This window comes from Paenibacillus sp. E194 (assembly GCF_000935845.1).
Lineage (GTDB): Bacteria > Bacillota > Bacilli > Paenibacillales > Paenibacillaceae > Paenibacillus_B > Paenibacillus_B alvei_B.
The window spans coordinates 22,794-40,651 of record NZ_JMDX01000022.1 but is presented as its reverse complement, the minus strand read 5'-3'; the positions used below and the strand labels follow the sequence as shown (position 1 = coordinate 40,651).

General features: G+C 47.1%; 18 protein-coding genes and 1 riboswitch. Of the genes, 10 read left to right on the top strand and 8 right to left on the bottom strand.

All coding sequences use genetic code 11. The features are described from left to right. Both AZ66_RS05065 and AZ66_RS05060 read right to left on the bottom strand, forming a co-directional pair. Positions 1-326: ABC transporter permease subunit (locus AZ66_RS05065; RefSeq protein WP_044353846.1), on the bottom strand; the 326-nt coding region annotated here is incomplete at its 3' end. Positions 327-369: 43 nt separating this feature from the next. After that, positions 370-1,221 carry a transporter substrate-binding domain-containing protein gene (locus AZ66_RS05060; protein WP_021260818.1) on the bottom strand — a complete coding sequence of 284 codons (852 nt, stop codon included), beginning with the start codon at positions 1,219-1,221 and terminating at the stop codon, positions 370-372. 254 nt (positions 1,222-1,475) lie between these two features. Here AZ66_RS05060 and AZ66_RS05055 point away from each other — a divergent pair, with 254 nt between their 5' ends. Then, positions 1,476-2,282, top strand: coding sequence for a helix-turn-helix domain-containing protein (locus AZ66_RS05055; RefSeq protein ID WP_021260819.1), 807 nt, complete (start codon positions 1,476-1,478; stop codon positions 2,280-2,282). 147 nt (positions 2,283-2,429) lie between these two features. On the opposite strand, the gene AZ66_RS05050 is transcribed toward AZ66_RS05055, so the two are convergent. The 4 genes from AZ66_RS05050 to AZ66_RS05035 form a co-directional block, all read right to left on the bottom strand. Beyond that, positions 2,430-3,437 carry a FecCD family ABC transporter permease gene (locus AZ66_RS05050; protein WP_021260820.1) on the bottom strand — a complete coding sequence of 336 codons (1,008 nt, stop codon included), beginning with the start codon at positions 3,435-3,437 and terminating at the stop codon, positions 2,430-2,432. Further along, the gene (locus tag AZ66_RS05045; protein ID WP_036620374.1) at positions 3,434-4,444 is read right to left on the bottom strand and encodes a FecCD family ABC transporter permease; all 1,011 of its coding nucleotides are present in this window, start codon (positions 4,442-4,444) and stop codon (positions 3,434-3,436) included. Before AZ66_RS05045 ends, AZ66_RS05050 begins: the two co-directional genes overlap by 4 nt. A gap of 79 nt (positions 4,445-4,523) precedes the next feature. Then, entirely contained in the window at positions 4,524-5,453 is a 930-nt protein-coding gene (locus AZ66_RS05040; RefSeq protein ID WP_044353845.1) for an iron-hydroxamate ABC transporter substrate-binding protein, read from the bottom strand. Further along, positions 5,450-6,250, bottom strand: coding sequence for an ABC transporter ATP-binding protein (locus tag AZ66_RS05035; protein ID WP_021260823.1), 801 nt, complete (start codon positions 6,248-6,250; stop codon positions 5,450-5,452). The genes AZ66_RS05040 and AZ66_RS05035 overlap by 4 nt, the downstream gene beginning before the upstream one ends. Positions 6,251-6,446: 196 nt before the next feature. On the opposite strand from AZ66_RS05035, the gene AZ66_RS05030 reads away from it, so the two are divergent. Together AZ66_RS05030 and AZ66_RS05025 are read left to right on the top strand one after the other, a co-directional pair. After that, complete coding sequence (locus tag AZ66_RS05030; RefSeq protein WP_021260824.1) at positions 6,447-7,505, top strand: NAD(P)/FAD-dependent oxidoreductase; 1,059 nt, start codon at positions 6,447-6,449, stop codon at positions 7,503-7,505. A 244-nt stretch (positions 7,506-7,749) separates the two neighbouring features. After that, entirely contained in the window at positions 7,750-8,565 is an 816-nt protein-coding gene (locus AZ66_RS05025; protein WP_021260825.1) for a GNAT family N-acetyltransferase, read from the top strand. 162 nt (positions 8,566-8,727) lie between these two features. Here the strand turns inward: AZ66_RS05025 and AZ66_RS05020 are convergent, their stop codons facing one another. Further along, positions 8,728-9,246: a DJ-1/PfpI family protein gene (locus tag AZ66_RS05020; protein ID WP_044353844.1), complete on the bottom strand. Its 519-nt coding sequence runs from the start codon at positions 9,244-9,246 to the stop codon at positions 8,728-8,730. Between the two features lie 223 nt (positions 9,247-9,469). On the opposite strand from AZ66_RS05020, the gene AZ66_RS05015 reads away from it, so the two are divergent. The 6 genes from AZ66_RS05015 to AZ66_RS04985 all read left to right on the top strand — a co-directional run bounded on the left by AZ66_RS05015 (position 9,470) and on the right by AZ66_RS04985 (position 15,019). Next, complete coding sequence (locus AZ66_RS05015; protein WP_021260827.1) at positions 9,470-9,889, top strand: winged helix-turn-helix transcriptional regulator; 420 nt, start codon at positions 9,470-9,472, stop codon at positions 9,887-9,889. Between the two features lie 238 nt (positions 9,890-10,127). Further along, positions 10,128-10,865 (top strand): UMP kinase, encoded by a 738-nt coding sequence (gene pyrH, locus AZ66_RS05005; protein ID WP_036620422.1) that lies wholly within the window; start codon positions 10,128-10,130, stop codon positions 10,863-10,865. A 166-nt stretch (positions 10,866-11,031) separates the two neighbouring features. Then, on the top strand, positions 11,032-11,559 hold the full coding sequence (locus AZ66_RS05000) for a sigma-70 family RNA polymerase sigma factor (protein WP_021260829.1): 528 nt from the start codon (positions 11,032-11,034) through the stop codon (positions 11,557-11,559). Further along, positions 11,556-13,952, top strand: a complete 2,397-nt coding sequence (locus AZ66_RS04995; protein ID WP_044353842.1) for a DUF4179 domain-containing protein — start codon at positions 11,556-11,558, stop codon at positions 13,950-13,952. The genes AZ66_RS05000 and AZ66_RS04995 overlap by 4 nt, the downstream gene beginning before the upstream one ends. 28 nt (positions 13,953-13,980) lie before the next feature. After that, positions 13,981-14,325, top strand: coding sequence for a hypothetical protein (locus tag AZ66_RS32395; RefSeq protein ID WP_044353841.1), 345 nt, complete (start codon positions 13,981-13,983; stop codon positions 14,323-14,325). Beyond that, a complete protein-coding gene (locus AZ66_RS04985; RefSeq protein ID WP_044353840.1) occupies positions 14,309-15,019 on the top strand; it encodes a hypothetical protein in 711 nt (236 codons plus the stop codon). The genes AZ66_RS32395 and AZ66_RS04985 overlap by 17 nt, the downstream gene beginning before the upstream one ends. A 163-nt stretch (positions 15,020-15,182) precedes the next feature. On the opposite strand, the gene AZ66_RS04980 is transcribed toward AZ66_RS04985, so the two are convergent. Beyond that, positions 15,183-16,064 (bottom strand): AraC family transcriptional regulator, encoded by an 882-nt coding sequence (locus tag AZ66_RS04980; RefSeq protein ID WP_021260833.1) that lies wholly within the window; start codon positions 16,062-16,064, stop codon positions 15,183-15,185. 322 nt (positions 16,065-16,386) lie between these two features. Here AZ66_RS04980 and rlmN point away from each other — a divergent pair, with 322 nt between their 5' ends. Next, positions 16,387-17,484, top strand: coding sequence for a 23S rRNA (adenine(2503)-C(2))-methyltransferase RlmN (gene rlmN, locus AZ66_RS04975; RefSeq protein ID WP_021260834.1), 1,098 nt, complete (start codon positions 16,387-16,389; stop codon positions 17,482-17,484). A 135-nt stretch (positions 17,485-17,619) separates the two neighbouring features. Then, positions 17,620-17,812: riboswitch (cobalamin riboswitch) on the top strand. The last annotated feature ends 46 nt before the right edge of the window (positions 17,813-17,858 follow it).

The following is a 17,858-nucleotide window of genomic DNA, read 5'->3' as shown; positions in this document are numbered from 1 at the left end:
GTGATGAGCACGAAGATCATCGGTGGAATATGGTTCGTATTGTAGTCCGTACCGTAGTAATAATTGATATACTGCATAGCCATTGGAACCGCATAGAAGGCCAGATAGAGCTGAACGATAATCGGTGTCCCTCTCATGAAGGAGACATAGAATGCCGCGAGAGAGCAGAGCACGGGAATTTGCTTAATCTTGATAAGCGCTGTTGCAAGACCGATCAGCAGGCTAAGGAGCATGGATGCAAAGGCAATTCCTAGCGTGATCGGCAAGTAGGCAAGCAGTTCAGGAATTTGACTGAACACGAGTTCTACATCAAATAAATTGGGCATGCACATCACTTCTTTATGGATATTTGGAATGGAGCAGGCTTGATTATCTCGTATAGTCGGCTCCTAAATATTGAATGGACAGCTCCTTCAGCTTGCCATTGTCCAGCAGTGTGCGCAGCGCACCATCGAATGCATCGCGAATGGCAGGGCCGTCGCCTGTTTTGCTGAATATGAAATAGGCTTTCGGGTTTTGAATCTTTTCGATTTCTCCCTTAGGAAGCTCTACTGTATCGAGCGCAATGCCGTATTCCTTCTCAATGTCTCTCAGCATGACTTTTTCGGCAAAGGTAAAATCGGCTGCACCATTGGCAATGTCTTGATAGGTTTTGATCTGATCTTGCTCGGTGTAAGCAGGATTTATCTCTTTGTCCGGATGCTCCTTGTTGAATTGTTCGACGAACAGCTGCTCGAATCCACCGCCAGGACTGATTGGGATCGTTTTTCCTGAAAGATCATTAATGGATGCAATGTCTGTACGGCCTTTCTTCACCACTACCACGGTACGATTGAAGTAGTAGTATTCGTTGCCGAACAGATATTTCTCTTCGCGTTCCGGCTTCTTGGTGATGTTATTGGCGCCAATTTGATATCGTCCAGAGTCGATGCCAGCGAATATGCTTGGGAACTCAGTTTTCTCAAACTGAATGTCATATTGCGGAAGCAGCTTGTCAATTTCCTTCAAGACAGCAATGTCGTAGCCATCGAGGTTGTTGTTCTGATCTACATACACATAAGGCTTCGGTCCGCCGCTCGTGCCGACTAGCAAGGTCTTGACCTTCTGCTCGCCGGTAGATGATGCTTGATCGGCTGCCTTGCTGCATCCTGTGGCGATTACGGTGAGTGCCACTGCAGCTGTTACGGTGAGTGCCCAGAGTATTCTTTTCTTCTTGTTCATATTTGGCGTTCCTCCCTCGACTTCTATATCCGAGTAATCCTATACGGTTATTTGTTTGCCATCATACGGGATAACGGGGTGTAAATATAGTAAAAATCGGAACAGCACAAAATTTGTTGATAAGGACAGCTACTTCAGCTATGAGAGATCCAGAGGAAGTGAGGGTCGAGGAGGATTGACAGCACACAGAAGATTTGATTTTAATATAATTAATCCGATAGGATAAATATAATTAATATGGGGGTGATCATGTCATGAATGCACAGCCTGACAGCTTGGGATATTTCCCTCATCAGCCATCCTTTGAACGGAAGCAGATGAACTACTTCGACAATCGACTGTCGGCTTATCCCAAGCCGATGGGGATTCAGTATTATACGTTTTCCTTGGATGAAGCAAGCAACCATCCGATGATGATATTGCCTGATGGAAGTATTGATATTATGATTTGCTGTGATCAGGATCGCCCAACCGCTAACGTATGCGGAACGGTGACTTCAGGCAAGCAAGGCGGGTTCCGCCAAGGGAACTGTGATGTGTTTGCGATTCGCTTCTTCCCCGGCTATGGCAGGCATGTGCTTCGTTATCCCGCCCATGAGTTCACTGATTGCGAAATCCCATTAGCTGATGTAATCCGCAATTCCTCCATACTGCTGGAGCAAATTGCAGCAGCGAACAATATGCCGGCAAGAATTGCGATATTCGAATCGTTCTATCGCCAGCTTATCCAAGAAGAGGACGAGACACCGCCCTGGCTGAAGCATGTAACGGAGCAAATCATTAGCAGCAGCGGTTCGCGAAGTATGTCTGATTTATCGCAGCATACAGGGTATTCGTCACGATATATTGCGAAGGTATTCCATGAGTATGTAGGGATGTCCCCGAAGCTGTTCAGCCGTATCGTGCGCTTTCAGCATGTATTGGACGCACTGCTGCGCTCGAATTATGAGGGGGTAATGGAGGAGATGATGGAACTGGGGTATTACGACCAGAATCATTTCATTAAGGAGTTCAAGGAATTCAGTTCGTTTACGCCTAAAAAATACATGGAACAGCTATGAATTCATTCGTCGCACCAATCGCCCGATAGTTCAAAAAGGAACAAGCCAAGGCGGAAGATTACACATTCTGTTCTCCATGCACGGTATTTAGATATATAAAAAGCCCCTCTAACTCGTTGAAGGAGTAGGAGGGGCATAATGCGTATACTACTTTTTCAGTAATAAATAGACGAAATACGGTGCACCAATCAGTGCGACGACGATGCCGACTGGAATACCATCTGGCTCCAATACGTTGCGTCCAATCGTATCAGCCACCAGCAACATCCAGCCGCCTAGCAGTATCGCTACAGGAAGGAACAGCTGGTGCCTTGGGCCGACCAATGCTCTTGCAATATGCGGCGCCATCAATCCAATAAAGGCGATTCCGCCCGTCACAGAGACGGCTGCGGCAGCTAGTGCAACGGCAGCAATCAGCAATGTCAGTCGTTCCTTCTCGATGGATACACCTACTCCGATTGCGACAGGCTCATTGAGTGCCAGTAGATTCAGACGATTCGCCTTATATAAGGTATAGGGGATCAAAACAACCAGCCAAGGCAGTATCGCCCAGATAAATGGCCAATCTGTACCCCATACATTCCCCGCAAGCCACTTCGAGATGAAATCAACCTTGGCCCTTTCCGAAGAGGAGATAAGCACGATCATCGTTCCCGACAGTGCCATGGAGAAGCCTACACCGGTCAGTACCAGCCGTACAGGCTGCAGCCCTGAAGTTCGTTGATACGAAAATAGATAGATAAGAGCTGCTGTAAGCACAGCCCCGATAAAGGCGACAAGAGGCAGCATATATGCGAATGAACCCATGTCTATGGGAACGAACAGGAAGAACACCGAAATAGATACACCGGCCCCAGCATTAATTCCGAGTATTCCGGGATCGGCGAGATCATTGCGAGTCACACCCTGCAGGAGGGCTCCTGATAAAGCCAGAGCCATGCCGGATAGGAGTGTAATCAGGATGCGCGGCATTCGGATAGAATACAGCACGAAGTCCTCCTTGAACGTCCCCTGCCCAAGCAGGGTAGGGAGCAGCCGATCATAGGACAGTGATGAATAACCGAGACCCATTCCGACGATGACAGTTAGTAGAATAAGCCCGAACAGCAATACGAGAATAAGCCGCTGCTTTCTCAATAGAGAGGGTAAGATCATGAGAATGCTTTGCCTCCTTTATGTACAATGAACAGGAAGAAGGGCAGGCCCAGCATGGCAACGATGGCTGCTACAGGTGTCTCGTATGGGCTATTGATTGTTCGTCCAAGCGTATCGGCAAGCAGCATGAAAGTAGCGCCCGTAAAGATGGACATTGGCAATATAAATCGATAATCCGTGCCGACCATAGCTCGTACAATATGAGGAATCATGAGTCCGATAAAGGCCATATTGCCAACAAGTGCTACAGATGCGCCGGCAAGCAGAACGATGACGATAAATAGGATGATCTTCACCATGAGTGTTTTCTGACCTAATCCCACAGCGACCTCTTCATTCAAGCTTAGAATGGTCAGCTGTCTGGAGAAGCCAATTGCAATCAAGATGCCGACGAGGACCACGGGAACGATAATTTGAAGCTGACTCCAATTGGTACCGATAAGCCCACCAGCAGTCCATAAGGAAATTTCCCTAGATAGCTTAAAATAAAGCCCTGTTCCTTCCGCTACCGCGATGAGGAAAGCAGTGACAGCAGCACCAGCTAGAACGATACGAAGCGGGGAGAATCCTCCCTTCTTCATTGCACCGATGCCAAATACGATAAATGCACCAACTGCTGCACCAATGAAGCAAGCAATCGTAATCGCATAATAGTTGGCGTCAGGAATCAATGCTAGTGTAATGGCCAGCGCTGCATTGGCACCGGCAGTAAGCCCAAGCAGGCCAGGATCAGCAAGCGGGTTGCGTGTCATGCCCTGCATAATCGCACCTGCTACAGCTAGGGCGGCACCGACAACCATCGCACCTATCTCGCGTGGAAGACGGATATCTCGTAAAACGGAAATGTTGTCACTTGTAGCATTCGACGTAAGGGCAAGCCACACATCGCGCAGCGAAGTGTCAGCGGCGCCAAATACCATAGCGACGACAAACATCCCAGCGCATATAAGGATTCCCACAATTAACTTTCCTACAAATGGAATCATATGTTGATTCGAGTTCACCATGCATAATGTCCCTTTCTCATAATGGTGCTTAGAATACAGGAAAAGGAATTCTTAAAATTAAGAATTCCTTCTCCAGACGTTACTTGCTTGCCGCGAAATCTTTACTGAATGTCTCCAATTGGAAGTCCAATGTGAGCGGGTCATTGAAATAGAATTCATTCATATTAACCTCGAACACGCGATTGTTCTTCACGGCAGGGATATTTTTATACGATTCCGTTTCTTGGAATGAATTGTCGCCAGCTTTGTTCTTACTGAGAATGACATAGTCGCCTGCGAATTGCGGAAGAACCTCAGTAGAGAGTGCGAAGTAGCCAGGTCCCAACGCTTTTTCTTTGACTTTCTCCGGCATGTTCAGCTTCATCTCTTGGTATAGAATCTCCGTTCCACGTCCCCAGTTGTTGCCGTATACATACAATTGCTTATTGAAGTTCTCGATAACCGAGACAGTTGCATTTTCACCGATTTTGGCTTTAATGTCCTTGCCGGCCTGCTCTGCGCGCTTCTTGAAGTCGTCGATCCAAGCCTTCGCCTCGGCTTCTTTGTTGAAGAGCTTCCCGATTTCCAGGTGCTGTGTTAAATAATCGACCTTGCCGTAAGTGAAAGTAACGGTAGGGGCAATTTGGTTCAGCTTGTCTGCATTTTTTATTCCCGACAATCCGATGATCAGATCCGGATTCAGTTCAATAATTTTCTCCAGGTTCTCATCAGACACTTCTGCAACATCTTTCAATTTTGACTCAAAGCGAGGGTTCTGCTTCGCCCATGCATCTACTCCGACTACATTTACGTTCAGCGCCATGACATTACCAGCGAAGGATGCCAATACAACAACGCGCTTCGGATCAGCAGGAACTGTCACAGGCCCATTTTCTGACTGATATGTAATTGTGTCAGATTTGCTTTCTTTGTTCTCTGCTGCATCTTTCTTCGGCTCGGCAGCAGGGCTTGTGCAGGCGCTAATTGCGAGCACGAATATGAGCATAAAGGGGATGAACCACTTCTTCATGATGCTGTTGCTCCTTTAATTAAGTTATATGTGATACACATCGGCTTGTTCGTTCGAGGATCCCGTCCGATTTCAGCATCGATTTGAAACACCTTTTTCAGTACATCTGAGGTCATAACCTCTTCGCAGTCGCCAGCCTTGACGATCTCACCGTTCTTCATTGCGATGATGTAGTCGGCGAATCGAGCTGCTTGGTTCAGATCATGGAGAACCATGACAATGGTGCGCTCCTGCTCTTCATTCAGGCGCTGCAGCAGCTCCAATACTTCAAGTTGATGAGCCATGTCCAAATACGTTGTCGGCTCATCGAGAAAAATGATTTCTGTCTCTTGAGCAAGTGCCATAGCGATCCAGACGCGCTGGCGCTGACCGCCGGAGAGGGCGTCTACAGGACGATATTTGAAGTCAATCGTCCCTGTCATTTCCAATGCCCAGTCGATGACCTCGATATCCTTCTTCGTTAAGCGTCCGAACCCGCGCTGATAAGGGAATCGGCCATAGGAGACGAGCTCGCCTACCGTTAACCCGCTTGCACTTTCTGGGGTTTGAGGCAGAATGGCCATTTTTTTCGCCAGCAGCTTTGTATTTTCTCTTACAATATTCTCACCGTCGAGGATGACATTCCCGGATTGATGGGGAATAATGCGAGTAATTGCTTTGAGCAGTGTAGATTTACCGCAGCCATTGGAGCCAATGATCGTTGTAATCTTTTTATCGGGAATAGGTACACTTAGGTTTTTGACAATTAATCGTTCACCGTAGCCAATGCTTAAATCATCTGTATATAGGCGAGCCATGCTTCAACCTCCATTTATGGAAAGAAACCACCGTTATCGTCATTAATTGATAATGATTATCAAGATCATTTCTCCCCATAATATAAATTTCTGCATATCAGATGTCAATAGTAATTTTTGTTGTAAAAGAGTAATGAATCGGATATCATTGATAATGATAATCAATACCAACGAGTTTCTGAGGAGTGAAAGGGAAATGGATCAGGAACAATTATTTGATGTGACGGTCATTGGAGGAGGCCCAGCAGGGCTGTACTCTGCTTTTTATAGTGGACTTCGTGAAATGAAAACAAAGCTGATCGAGTATCAGCCACAGCTTGGCGGCAAGGTGCATGTATATCCAGAGAAAATGATCTGGGATGTCGGTGGACTAACACCTCTTACAGGGGCACAGTTAATTAAGCAGATGGTGGCGCAGGGTTTGACGTTCGACCCTGAGGTTGTACTTAATGAGAAGGTCGAATCGATTGTTCGCAACGAGGATGGCATTTTCGTACTGGAAGCATCCTCCGGTCAGAAGCATTATTCCAAGACGGTCATCGTGGCAGTGGGCGGCGGAATTTTGAACCCGACTAAGCTTGATATTGAGGGTGCGGAGCGCTTCGAAGTAACGAATTTGAATTATACGGTGAAATCACTCCGGAAGTTTAAGGATAAGGTCGTGGTCATTTCAGGCGGCGGGAACTCTGCCATTGACTGGGCGAACGAACTAGAACCGGTCGCGAAGAAAGTATACTTGACGTACCGGAAGGATAAGGAGTCTTTGTCCGGTCACGAGGCAACGATTACGCAGCTGATGAACAGCTCTATTGAGTGCTTCTTCAATACTTCCATTACGAAGTTGATTGCAGCGGACAACCATGAGACGATTGAACGAGTAGAACTGACGAATCAAGCGACAGGCGAGATGGCAGTATTGCCGATTGACGAAGTGATTATTAATCACGGCTATGAGCGGGATTCGAGCCTCATTGGCAACAGTGCATTGAAGATTGAGCAGGTAGAAGATTTCTATGTGGCGGGCAATGCCAGCAGTGAGTCTTCGATTCCGGGGCTGTACGCAGCAGGGGATATTTTGCATCATGACGGGAAGCTGCACTTAATTGCAGGCGCCTTCCAGGATGCAGCCAATGCGGTGAATAAGGCGAAGCAATTCATTCAGCCGGATGCAAATGGCTGGGGAATGGTATCTTCCCACAACGATGTGTTCAAGGAACGCAACCGTGAGCTTGTGAAGCAGATGATGAATTCATAATAATAACGAAGGGACGTACCAAGGCTTGTTGCTGCAAGCTACGGGTGTCTCTTTTTGTTTGCCTAATCCATTGAAGTATCTCGGGAAATAGCCGATTGGGTGACTAAGAGCGCGGGATATCTATTGTGCTACGGATCTATTCTAAGGAGTGTGTTTGATGATGCCACCATTGAGCCTATTTGATTGGGATTGACGGATAAATGTCATAGGCGTACAATCAGTTAAAATTTCAGGGGGCGATGGCATGTTGGAATCATGGAGCACAGCGGATGACTTGGTAAATAACCCTTATTTTCAACGGGACGAGGTGCCGTTCAATCTGCTGTACCGCATTTGCGAGTTGGACGGGGCAACTTGTCTCAAGTCGAAGGATGGTACCTTGATATTTGCACAGTCTCCTGGACATAATGGGTGGCTTTGGATGTCGAAAGAGATAACGGATTCGGAACGTGATGAGCGCTTGAGAGAGCTTGCGGAAGTGCTTGAATCGCATGAATTGCCTGGCATTACGGGATTGCCGAACACAGTGGAACGATTCGCCAATCTGTATGCGAATGCAAAACAGCTGCACTATGACACCCATATGGGGATGGAATCGTATTGCTGTCCGAAAGTGCTCAAGCCACAGCATGTAGGCGGAACAATGGAAAAGGCCTTGGGAAATCGTACGGGTATCGTGGCTTCGTTTTTGGCAGGATTCTCGGAAAGTGCATATGGAGTAACCGTCACGCCTGAGAGCCAATTGTCTGCGGCTGAAGGATTGATTGGTCAAGGGAATCTATATTTCTGGATGGTCGATGGTCGGCCGGCATCGATGGCAAATATTGCGCACCGATCGCCACGCCATGGACGGATTAATGCGGTCTATACGCCGCCTGCATCACGGAAACAGGGCTATGCAAGTGCCCTTGTAGCGGAGGTATGTGAGCTGCTGCATAGAGAGTCCCTGCAGCCGATGCTGTATGCGGACTTGACTAATCCCGACTCCAATAAGGTATACCAGCAAATTGGGTTTGTGGACAGCGGCAAAGTGACAGACATTAGATTTAATAGAGGGTAAGCACAACAGGGGCAATCATTAATGCATTTATGATGCACCGAAGAACCGAAGCATTGAAGCTATCAGGCAAGCGTGCCTATAATACATAAGAAGGGAAGCCTTCGGCAGTTCAATCTGATCCGAAGGCTTCTTATTGTTTGCGTAAAGCATACAGCTAGTTGATTAGTCGAGCGCTTGTACCAAGCTTGCACCGAATTGTGCGGTGCCATCCGGGCCGTCGGCGGTAATAATGTCATCATGAGCAACCACATGCTGTGCGATATACGTGACATGATTCGCTTTCAATTGGTCAATTTGAATATCAAGCGGGTAGCATGTCGCTTCTCTGTCTGTAAGCAGTCCAGTACAGGCAACCGTAACAGCGCCTGCGCAAATGCCGGATACAAGCACGCGTTCTTGATGTGCCTGCATCAAGTATTGCTGCAGCTCCTTGTTATCCCACAGATAATCATTCGTGCCAGAACCGCCGATAACGGCTACGACGTCATAGTCAGCAGCGGACACATCAGAGAAGATGACTTCTGCCGTGGCTTTGCCTTGGAAGTCGCCTGTGATCTCGCCGGTTGTGGTGCTGGCAATGGTGACGTTCACTCCTGCCTGCTCCAAGGCAGCTTTTGGCTGGAACAGCTCATCTTCATTGAATCGTTCGGGTGGTATAATAAATAGAGCTTTTTTATTCACAAAATATGGCCTCCTATTTGTGGTACACAGTTACGTTGGTGTCAGATCCGTGCTGCAGCACGTGCTGAATCACTTCTGAATATGAAGTGGACTTGATGTTGCGATCATCGCTGTAAGATGTGTCTTATTGTACCGACGCTCTTCTATCCTGTGAAGAATGCACTTTTTTGTGCGGAGGTTACCTATACGTTACTTATTGAAGAAATAAGGGGTTTTGAAATCAATGTCAGATACATTGCGAGAAGAAATAAAAAAGAAAATTGTGAACGGTGATTTTAACTGTGAGAAGGAATTGACGCTGTCCATTATCAGTGGAAAGTGGAAGGTCGTTATTCTCTGGCACTTGGGCGTTGAAGGTCCTCATCGCTTCAGTGATCTCCAGCGCTTGTTCCCGAAGGTATCTCATAAAATATTGACCAATCAGCTGCGTGAACTGATGGAGGATGGAATTGTTCATCGGGAGGTATATCCCGAGGTGCCGCCCAAGGTTGAGTATTCCATGACGGAGCTTGGCATGACGCTCCTGCCTCTCGTAGAAATGATGTATGAGTGGGGAAAAATGCGGATGGATCAAATCAAGCAGGAGCTGGGGATTGAGGGCGAAGGCTGTACGCATCAGCTATGTAAGGAACGGCACGACTGAGCAGGATAACGGTTTGTTGTCATGAGTCAGTATGTGTGATCTAGATCATGTTGATTTTTCCATGCAGAGTGTTTACAATAGGTGGAAATCACGATGAGAAGGAGTGGGAGTATGAGTTGGAAGCCGAAGACAAACCATTCATTCGCGATTTCAATTTCATATTTCCATCCCATAAGAACACTAAGGCATTCGCTGCTTTAGTGTTTTTTATTTTGCCAATTCCGATGGAGGTGTGGGGATGACGAGATACAAGCGAGTCATGATTAAACTTAGCGGCGGTGCTGTTGCAGGAAGCAGTGAATTCGGCTTTGCTCCTGACAGACTAGAGCATATTGCTAGTGAAGTGATGTCCGTCGTGGAGCTGGGTGTCGAGGTGTCGATCGTCATTGGGGGAGGAAATATATTTCGTGGAAATATGGCGGAGAGCTGGGGGATTGAGCGCGCAGAGGCCGATAATATCGGGACGCTGGCGACCGTCATCAACAGTCTTATGCTGCGAGGCGTTCTGAAGGCGAAGACTGATAAGGAGGTTCGCGTCATGACCGCCGTGCCGGTTACTTCTGTTGCAGAGCCGTATATTCGCTTGCGAGCGATTCACCATTTGGAGAAGGGGTATATCGTCATATTTGCCGGGGGCAACGGCCAGCCGTACGTCACTACCGATTATCCCTCCGTACAGCGGGCAATCGAGGTGAATTGCGACGCTCTGCTCGTGGCGAAGCAAGGCGTTGACGGTGTGCTTGAGGCGGATCCGAGAACGAACAAGGATGCGAGGAAATTCGCTTCTCTCCATTATAACGATGTGATCCAGCATAATTTGAGGGTGATGGATCAATCCGCATTTATTTTGGCAAGGGACTTCCGTCTGCCCATCCATGTGTTCAACTTCGATCGACCGGGGACGATGCGCGACATAGGTGAAGGGCAAAACAATGGCACATTAATTAGCGAAGAATCAATTTTACAGTTTGATTAATACAGAAAAGGATCCACAAGAAGTAGAGAACCGCGTTATAACTGGATTCTCGTCCGTTATAGCTGCTTTAAGTCATCCTATGGGATGGCTTTTTTTATTCATTCAAAGCCAAAATTTCTCTTCCGTGCTCTAATGATATGAGAGGGAAGGGAGATAACGATGCCACATGGATATACATAAGCTCGTGAAGAAAGCGCAGAAGGGAAACGACAAGGCGTTCCTGGAGCTATTCCAACAGCACGAGGAAGCAATCTACCGGATGGCTTACATGTACGTGAAGAACAAGGAAGATGCGCTCGATATTGTGCAAGAAACTGCGTATCAAGCTTTTAAATCGATCGGCAGCCTGCGGGAACCGCAGTATTTTAAGACCTGGATTCTCAAAATCGCGATTAATCGCTCTCTTTATATATTGAAGCAGCGCAATAAAATCATTCCGTTTTCGCCCGAGTATGCCGAACAGCAAATAGAAAGCTCCTGCGAGGAGGATATTCCCTTGGCCGTAACTTTGCAGGAATTGCTCGACGAATTGGATGGCCAAGAGAAGAGCGTCATCCTGCTCAAGTTTTATCAGGGGTATACGTTCCAAGACATTTCGGACATGCTGGAGCTTCCCTTGGGGTCCGCGAAAACGATACTATACCGGGGATTGGGCAAACTTCGGAAGAGTTTGAAGAGAGGTGAAATCTCATGAGCCAGCGCAATCGAATTATAGAGGAAATAGAGAAAATCGATATACCAGAGGAGCTGCGCGAGCGAAGCATCATGGGTGTGCGGCAAGCGAAGCGAGAGCTTCGGCAAACGGGCGGCGTCATGAAGATTGCGAAGGTGGCGGGAATCACCGCTGCAGGACTTGTTCTGGCCGTCGCGCTGGGTGCAGCTACCTCTCCTACATTCGCTGAAGTCGTGAAATCATGGTTCTCGTTGAACAAAACGGATGAAGGCTTGAAGAAAGCAGCGGACGAGGGATTTGCAGAGCCGATCAACAAGCAAGTAACCGATCAGGGGATTACGTTGAAGGTGAAAGAAGTGATTCACGATGTATTGCGCATTTCGATCCTGTACGGCATCGAACAGGACGGGAAGTCCATGGATTCGGATCGATTGTTCGATACGTTCATCCCGAACGGATCCGAAGATGACCCGTACGTGAACCGATACGAGATCGTCGATGGCAACGGGAACGTGCTTCCGCTTCGGTTGCAGCAGACCCATGCAGGGAACGATCGAATTCTAATCCTATCGCTAGATGATCTTGTGCCCGGCCAAGAGATTTCAGATATGTCAGATCTGCCAAACCAGATTACGGTGCGCTTCGATATCAATCAGATCGGCAAGACGCGGGGGAAATGGTACTTGGACGTACCTATTGATCTGATGAAGGCGAAGGCTTCTACAACTATCGTGCCACTTAACAAGCGATATGAATCACAGATGGGGTTCAGCGTAGATGTTAACCAGCTTCGTCATGGGCCAAGTAAATCAGAGCTATTGCTGCAAGTCAATGAGACACAGGCATGGAGAAGCGCTCAGAAAACAGATCCAATGTTCCGGTATGAAATTAAAGATGGGAAAGGAGATATAGTGGCTGCATATGATGGTCTGGTACGCAGAGAATTAGCCATCGGAAATAAGAATGTTCTTCAACAGTCCTTGCATGGTCAAGGAACGTTGGGGCATATGAGGTACCGCCATGCGTTCGTTCCTTTTGAGGAGACAAAGGATTTGACCTTGGAAATGACAGCAATCTATACACAGGAACGATTCTCTAAAGGGGATTCTATAGCACTCGATCCGGCGGTGTTGATGAAGGAGCCGTTAAGGAAGGAGGTGAAGGGGAAGAGCATTGTTTTCAAGGCACGAATGAAGACAGAAGAAGTCCCTGAGCAGATGAAGGACGGCTACAAAGCCTTTCAAGGCAAGGGGTGGATACTGGAGGCTGAACAGCAGCTTGGTTCTGACACGCTAGATCTGGAATGGCGCATGATGGACAAGCAGGGGAAGGAAATTAGAGCGGAGTCGGCGACAGAACTGGAGCAGGATTCGCAAGGAAAGTATCGCAATCGTAAGCTGTTCTTTTTCGAAGGTCAGTCCGAGATCCCTGGCAGCCTGAACGTATCCTTGGAGAGTTGGACGAAGAAGACGCCAATCAGTTGGAGCATTCCGCTCGTGCCGTTGGCTGAACCGCTCCCTCCAGGTTACGATGAACCAATATATGAGATGACAGTAGCGGAGTTAAAGCCCGAAATCGTAAGCAAGGCGGAACAGGCTATGCATGATCTCGCTCCAAACAAGCCAGCCGAACTGTATGGCATCGCAGATTACAGCGATCGGTGGTTCCTATATGCCAAGGATAACAGCGAGAGCTTTGTCATTGTGCTCAAAGAAGCGGCAGAACCCATTACTGTACAACGCGCCGTTCCATACCATGAATTGAATGACAAGCTGCGTCAGACGGTGGAAGATACCTTGCGGCAGATGAAGCCCGAACAATCGGTCGCATTCTCGGATGCTGTCCGTGTGAAATCTAAGGAACTTAATAACTGGTCGTTCCATAATGACCAAGCTTCAATTACGATTGATGCGGTAACGGGCCAGGTGGAAATGGCAGAACTGCGGTATGAACATGGAAGCTTCAATGAAAAGGCCAAAGTTGCAGCGGAGAAGGCGTATCCATTTTTTGCGGAAGGCAAGGCATTGCGCTCTACAACCATGATGCAGAGAATGACTCCAACAGAACATGTATGGGAGATTGGGCGTGATATGAATCTCTTTGCCAGAGTGGGGGTACGGACGAACCGAGTCTGGTCGGTTCAGCAAAGCTATAAAGATGATTATCCTGGCGATGACCAAGCTGCACGGAAGAAATACGCAACTTTGCTTTATACGCCAGAACAGGCTATCAGTAAGGTCGATTCGACCGTTAAGCAAGTATTCGGCATCGATATGGAAGGGTACGAAGTGAGCGTCAAGCTCAATGAATATACGTTCACGAAAAAAGGTTCGATGACGATTAAAGGAACCGTCAATGCAAAGGGCGAGTTCTGGAAGTTGGAACTGATTCCGGTAGAGGGAATACAAGATTAAACGGACATATACGAGGAGGGTATTTTTCATGAAAATGAATACATTATTGGCGCTTATACTCGCATGCAGCCTGTTCGCTGCAACTCCGGCTATGGCGGAACAGGCCGACACGAATAACGGAGGGACGGGAATTGTTCAGTATTCCGATCTAGATCAAAAGTTGGCAGATTCGGCAGAGAAAGCAATCGAGCAATACGGCAATGGAAAAGTATTTCAATTGGAGGAAGCGTTCAAGGATAGTTATTTTGTAGATAAAAGAAAAAGAGAATTGGATCATCCAATCCAAGGATCGGAGCGCCATTGTATCGGCCGATGCAGTTTCGGGCGAGGTACTTACCATATCGCTGAGCTTCAAGATGGAGGAGGTAACTGATGAGTACGCATCGTACCTGAAGGCAGCACAGTCAGCAGCGAAGCAGTTAAGCAAAAATGCGGAGCTTGCCTTTACGGAAGCTCAGTTTTTCCAAAACAATATCGTAGACAATAAAATAGAATCAATGACTTTTAGAGCGAAAGACAATCAATTCGTTCAAATCGATACGAAGACAAATAAGCTTTTAAATTTCCGCTTTACATACAAGGCAGCGGATATGGAACGCAAAATCATAAGCGTAGCAGAGCAGGCTGTAAAAAGTATGGGGATCGATAAGGTTCAACCATTTACGAACATTGAATACGAAAAATATGAAGGAAAAGAAGAGTGGAAGCTAGCAAGGAAAATAGAAGTTAAAGGCGATCCCAGAAAAAATGGGGCTGTGATGATAGACGAGAATAACCGGGCGTTCGTGGTCGAGGCTGCTGCCACAATTGAAGCAAAGACGGGCAAGCTTATATCCATAAATGTTAAGCCTACAACGGATAATCAGAAGCGCAAATCATTGACGAAAGAGCAAGGTGTTGCAATCGCTAAGCCGGTCGCGAAAAAATTGTGGAGTGTAGACTTATCTTCCTACGAGGTGAAGGTTAATAAGGACTGGGGCGAATACACGTTTAGCAGAAAAGGTAATGCGTCTATCGTAGCCCAGTTCGATGGCTTCGGCAATCTCGTTCGCATGGAACGAAAATAGAATAAATAATATAGAGAGCAGAATGGTTATGTTATATATAATTATGGGTTCTAAATAATAGAAGAGAGGGCGCCGCAACTGGCGCCCTTACGTAATGTAATGGATCGGTATACGCAATAAATAAATGAAGAAGGGAATTCGTGCAGCTTGATTCGAAACAGCTTTACTTCTTTCTCCTTACCGGGATCCACACCTCACAAATGGACTCAACTCTTTGATCATCCACCCAGTAATATTTTTCAATACAAGGCCCCTCTACCTGCTCGAAATTCGTGGAAGGGAACCACTCGGAATAGATCCGTCGCCATACATTCTGAATTTCCTGACCGGAATCCGGTTCGTCCGTTAACGTTTCCCGACTTTCAAATACGGCGTAAGTGATAGCGGGGATATGCAATACATCAAATTCAGCGGAAACTTCATGTCCCTCGGGAAGGTCATATCCCATCAGGTAGCGCTTCGTTCCATCCTCTTCAAAATCATAAAAATACCCGTAGAGCAGATTGTGTGCGGGCTGACCCAATATCTCGTTTATTCGATCATGCGTGCCATCATTCCAAATTCGTCGAACGAATTCAGGAATTTCTTTGTAGGGATCGTTATGGATGGTGATGCTTTTCCCAATGACCGTAGATTTGATTTCGTCCATCATGCGATAATTCAATGCAGACTCCCCTTTGATTTGAATGTGAAAGGAGATCGGTGCGAAGGACTTCAGCTTCACATCCGTTTTCTTGGCTGCAGAAGGCGCTACCCCATGTAAACGATGAAATGCCTTGGAGAAGGCTTCAGGGGAGTCATACCCAAATTTGAATGCAACATCGATTACTTTACTATCCGATCCTGCCAGTTCTTCTGCTGCAAGTGTCAATCGCCGATTGCGAATGTATTCGGTGACGGTAAAGTTCGTTAAGGCATGGAACATCCGTTGGAAATGATATCGGGATGACAGCGCTGAACGGGCAATAGCATCGATATCAAGCTCGGTGTACAGATGCTCCTCTATATAATCAATTGCGTTACGCAGCATGATGAGTGCCTCCATATTCCTTCGTCTCCTTTCCTACATTCAATGTATCGTTGTGGCGCAGGTATGTCCTGTCTTTGTGTGCGCGAATATGTCAGGTTTTTCTTTGTAGTGCTTTTAGCGCTAATTATACCTGTTGGCATTCGTCTTGCTCTATGAAAACGATGGCTGATCGCATATAACGGGAAAGACTCTTGTTATATTTCAGAAGTTCTGGGACAATAATAATCAGATTATAAGAGGAAGTTCAAAAAGTCCGCTGCGACATTTTTGAACTATTTTTAAAAGCACTTATAAGCAAATAAGACAGAATTTTAACGTGTTGAAAAGAGGGCACTAGATGAATAAGCAATCCATCTATGGATTAACATTGGATCAGTTGGCCGCTTGGTTAGAGGAGCGGGGGCATAAGAAGTCACGAGCATCCCAAGTGTGGGATTATTTATATCGCAAGCGGGTCAAGGATTTCGCTGATATGACAGAAGTAAATGAAGCCAGCGTAGCACTGCTGTCCGAACACTTCGTCATTCATACGCTTAACGAGCATGTGAAGCAGCAATCGGCTGACGGCACAATCAAGTTCTTGTTCAAGCTGCAGGATGGCAACTTAATTGAGACCGTGTTGATGAGACACAAATTCGGGCTGTCAGTATGTGTGACGACTCAGGTTGGCTGCAACATCGGCTGCAGCTTCTGTGCGAGCGGACTGCTGGCGAAGAGCCGCGACTTGTCGAGCGGCGAGATTGTGGAGCAGATCATGAAGGTTCAGCACCATTTAGATGCAGTGGGTGAGGGTGATCTGGTCAGCCATATCGTCGTAATGGGTATCGGAGAGCCATTCGATAACTTCGAGAATATCGTCGACTTCTTGCGGGTCGTTACCGACCACAAAGGTCTGGCAATTGGAGCAAGACGAATTACGGTATCGACAAGCGGCTTGGCGAATAAGATCAAAGACTTCGCAGATATTAATCTGCGGGTGAACTTGGCCCTGTCCTTGCATGCGCCGAATGATGAGCTTCGCACGCGCATTATGAAGATTAACCGCGCGATTCCGATTGCGAAGGTGATGGAGGCGATTCGGTACTTCATCAATACGACGAACCAACGGGTGACGCTGGAATATATTTTGCTGAAGGATGTAAATGATCAGCAGGAGCACGCACTTGAATTGGTACAGCTGATTCAAGAGTGGAAGATGCAGGACGAGGTCAATGTGAACTTGATTCCGTACAATCCGGTTGATGAGCACAGCCAGTACCAACGCAGCGAGCAGGAATCGATTCGTGGCTTCTATGACGTCATGAAGAAAAATGACATTAGCTGCAGTGTACGGTTGGAGCATGGTACAGACATTGATGCTGCTTGTGGCCAGCTTCGCAGCAAGCAGATTAAGAAAGAAAGCAGTGCTGGTGCCGATCAGGCAGCTATGAGCTAAAAAACATATCGTAATCTAATAAAAGGCGTGCCTACCAATGGGTAGGACGCTTTTTTTCATAATGTCTATGAGAAAGTTCTTTGTCCACCCTACTAAATTTTGCTACAATAACACCACGTATTCTTATCGCAATTACATAGAAACAGTTTATATGGTGCTGTGCATGCGCAGCTTAATAGGGAAGTCGATGCGAGTTCGACGCGGTCCCGCCACTGTAACGCAGAGCTGACAATCAAGGCTTTTATCCACTGTTAACTGAGTTAACGGGAAGGTAGATTGTCGAGCGATGATGCGAAGCCAGGAGACCTGCCATATAAGTGCTCTATATTTCTCACGAGGATGGGAGGGGGATGTTTATTCGTGCTGCTAGTAGG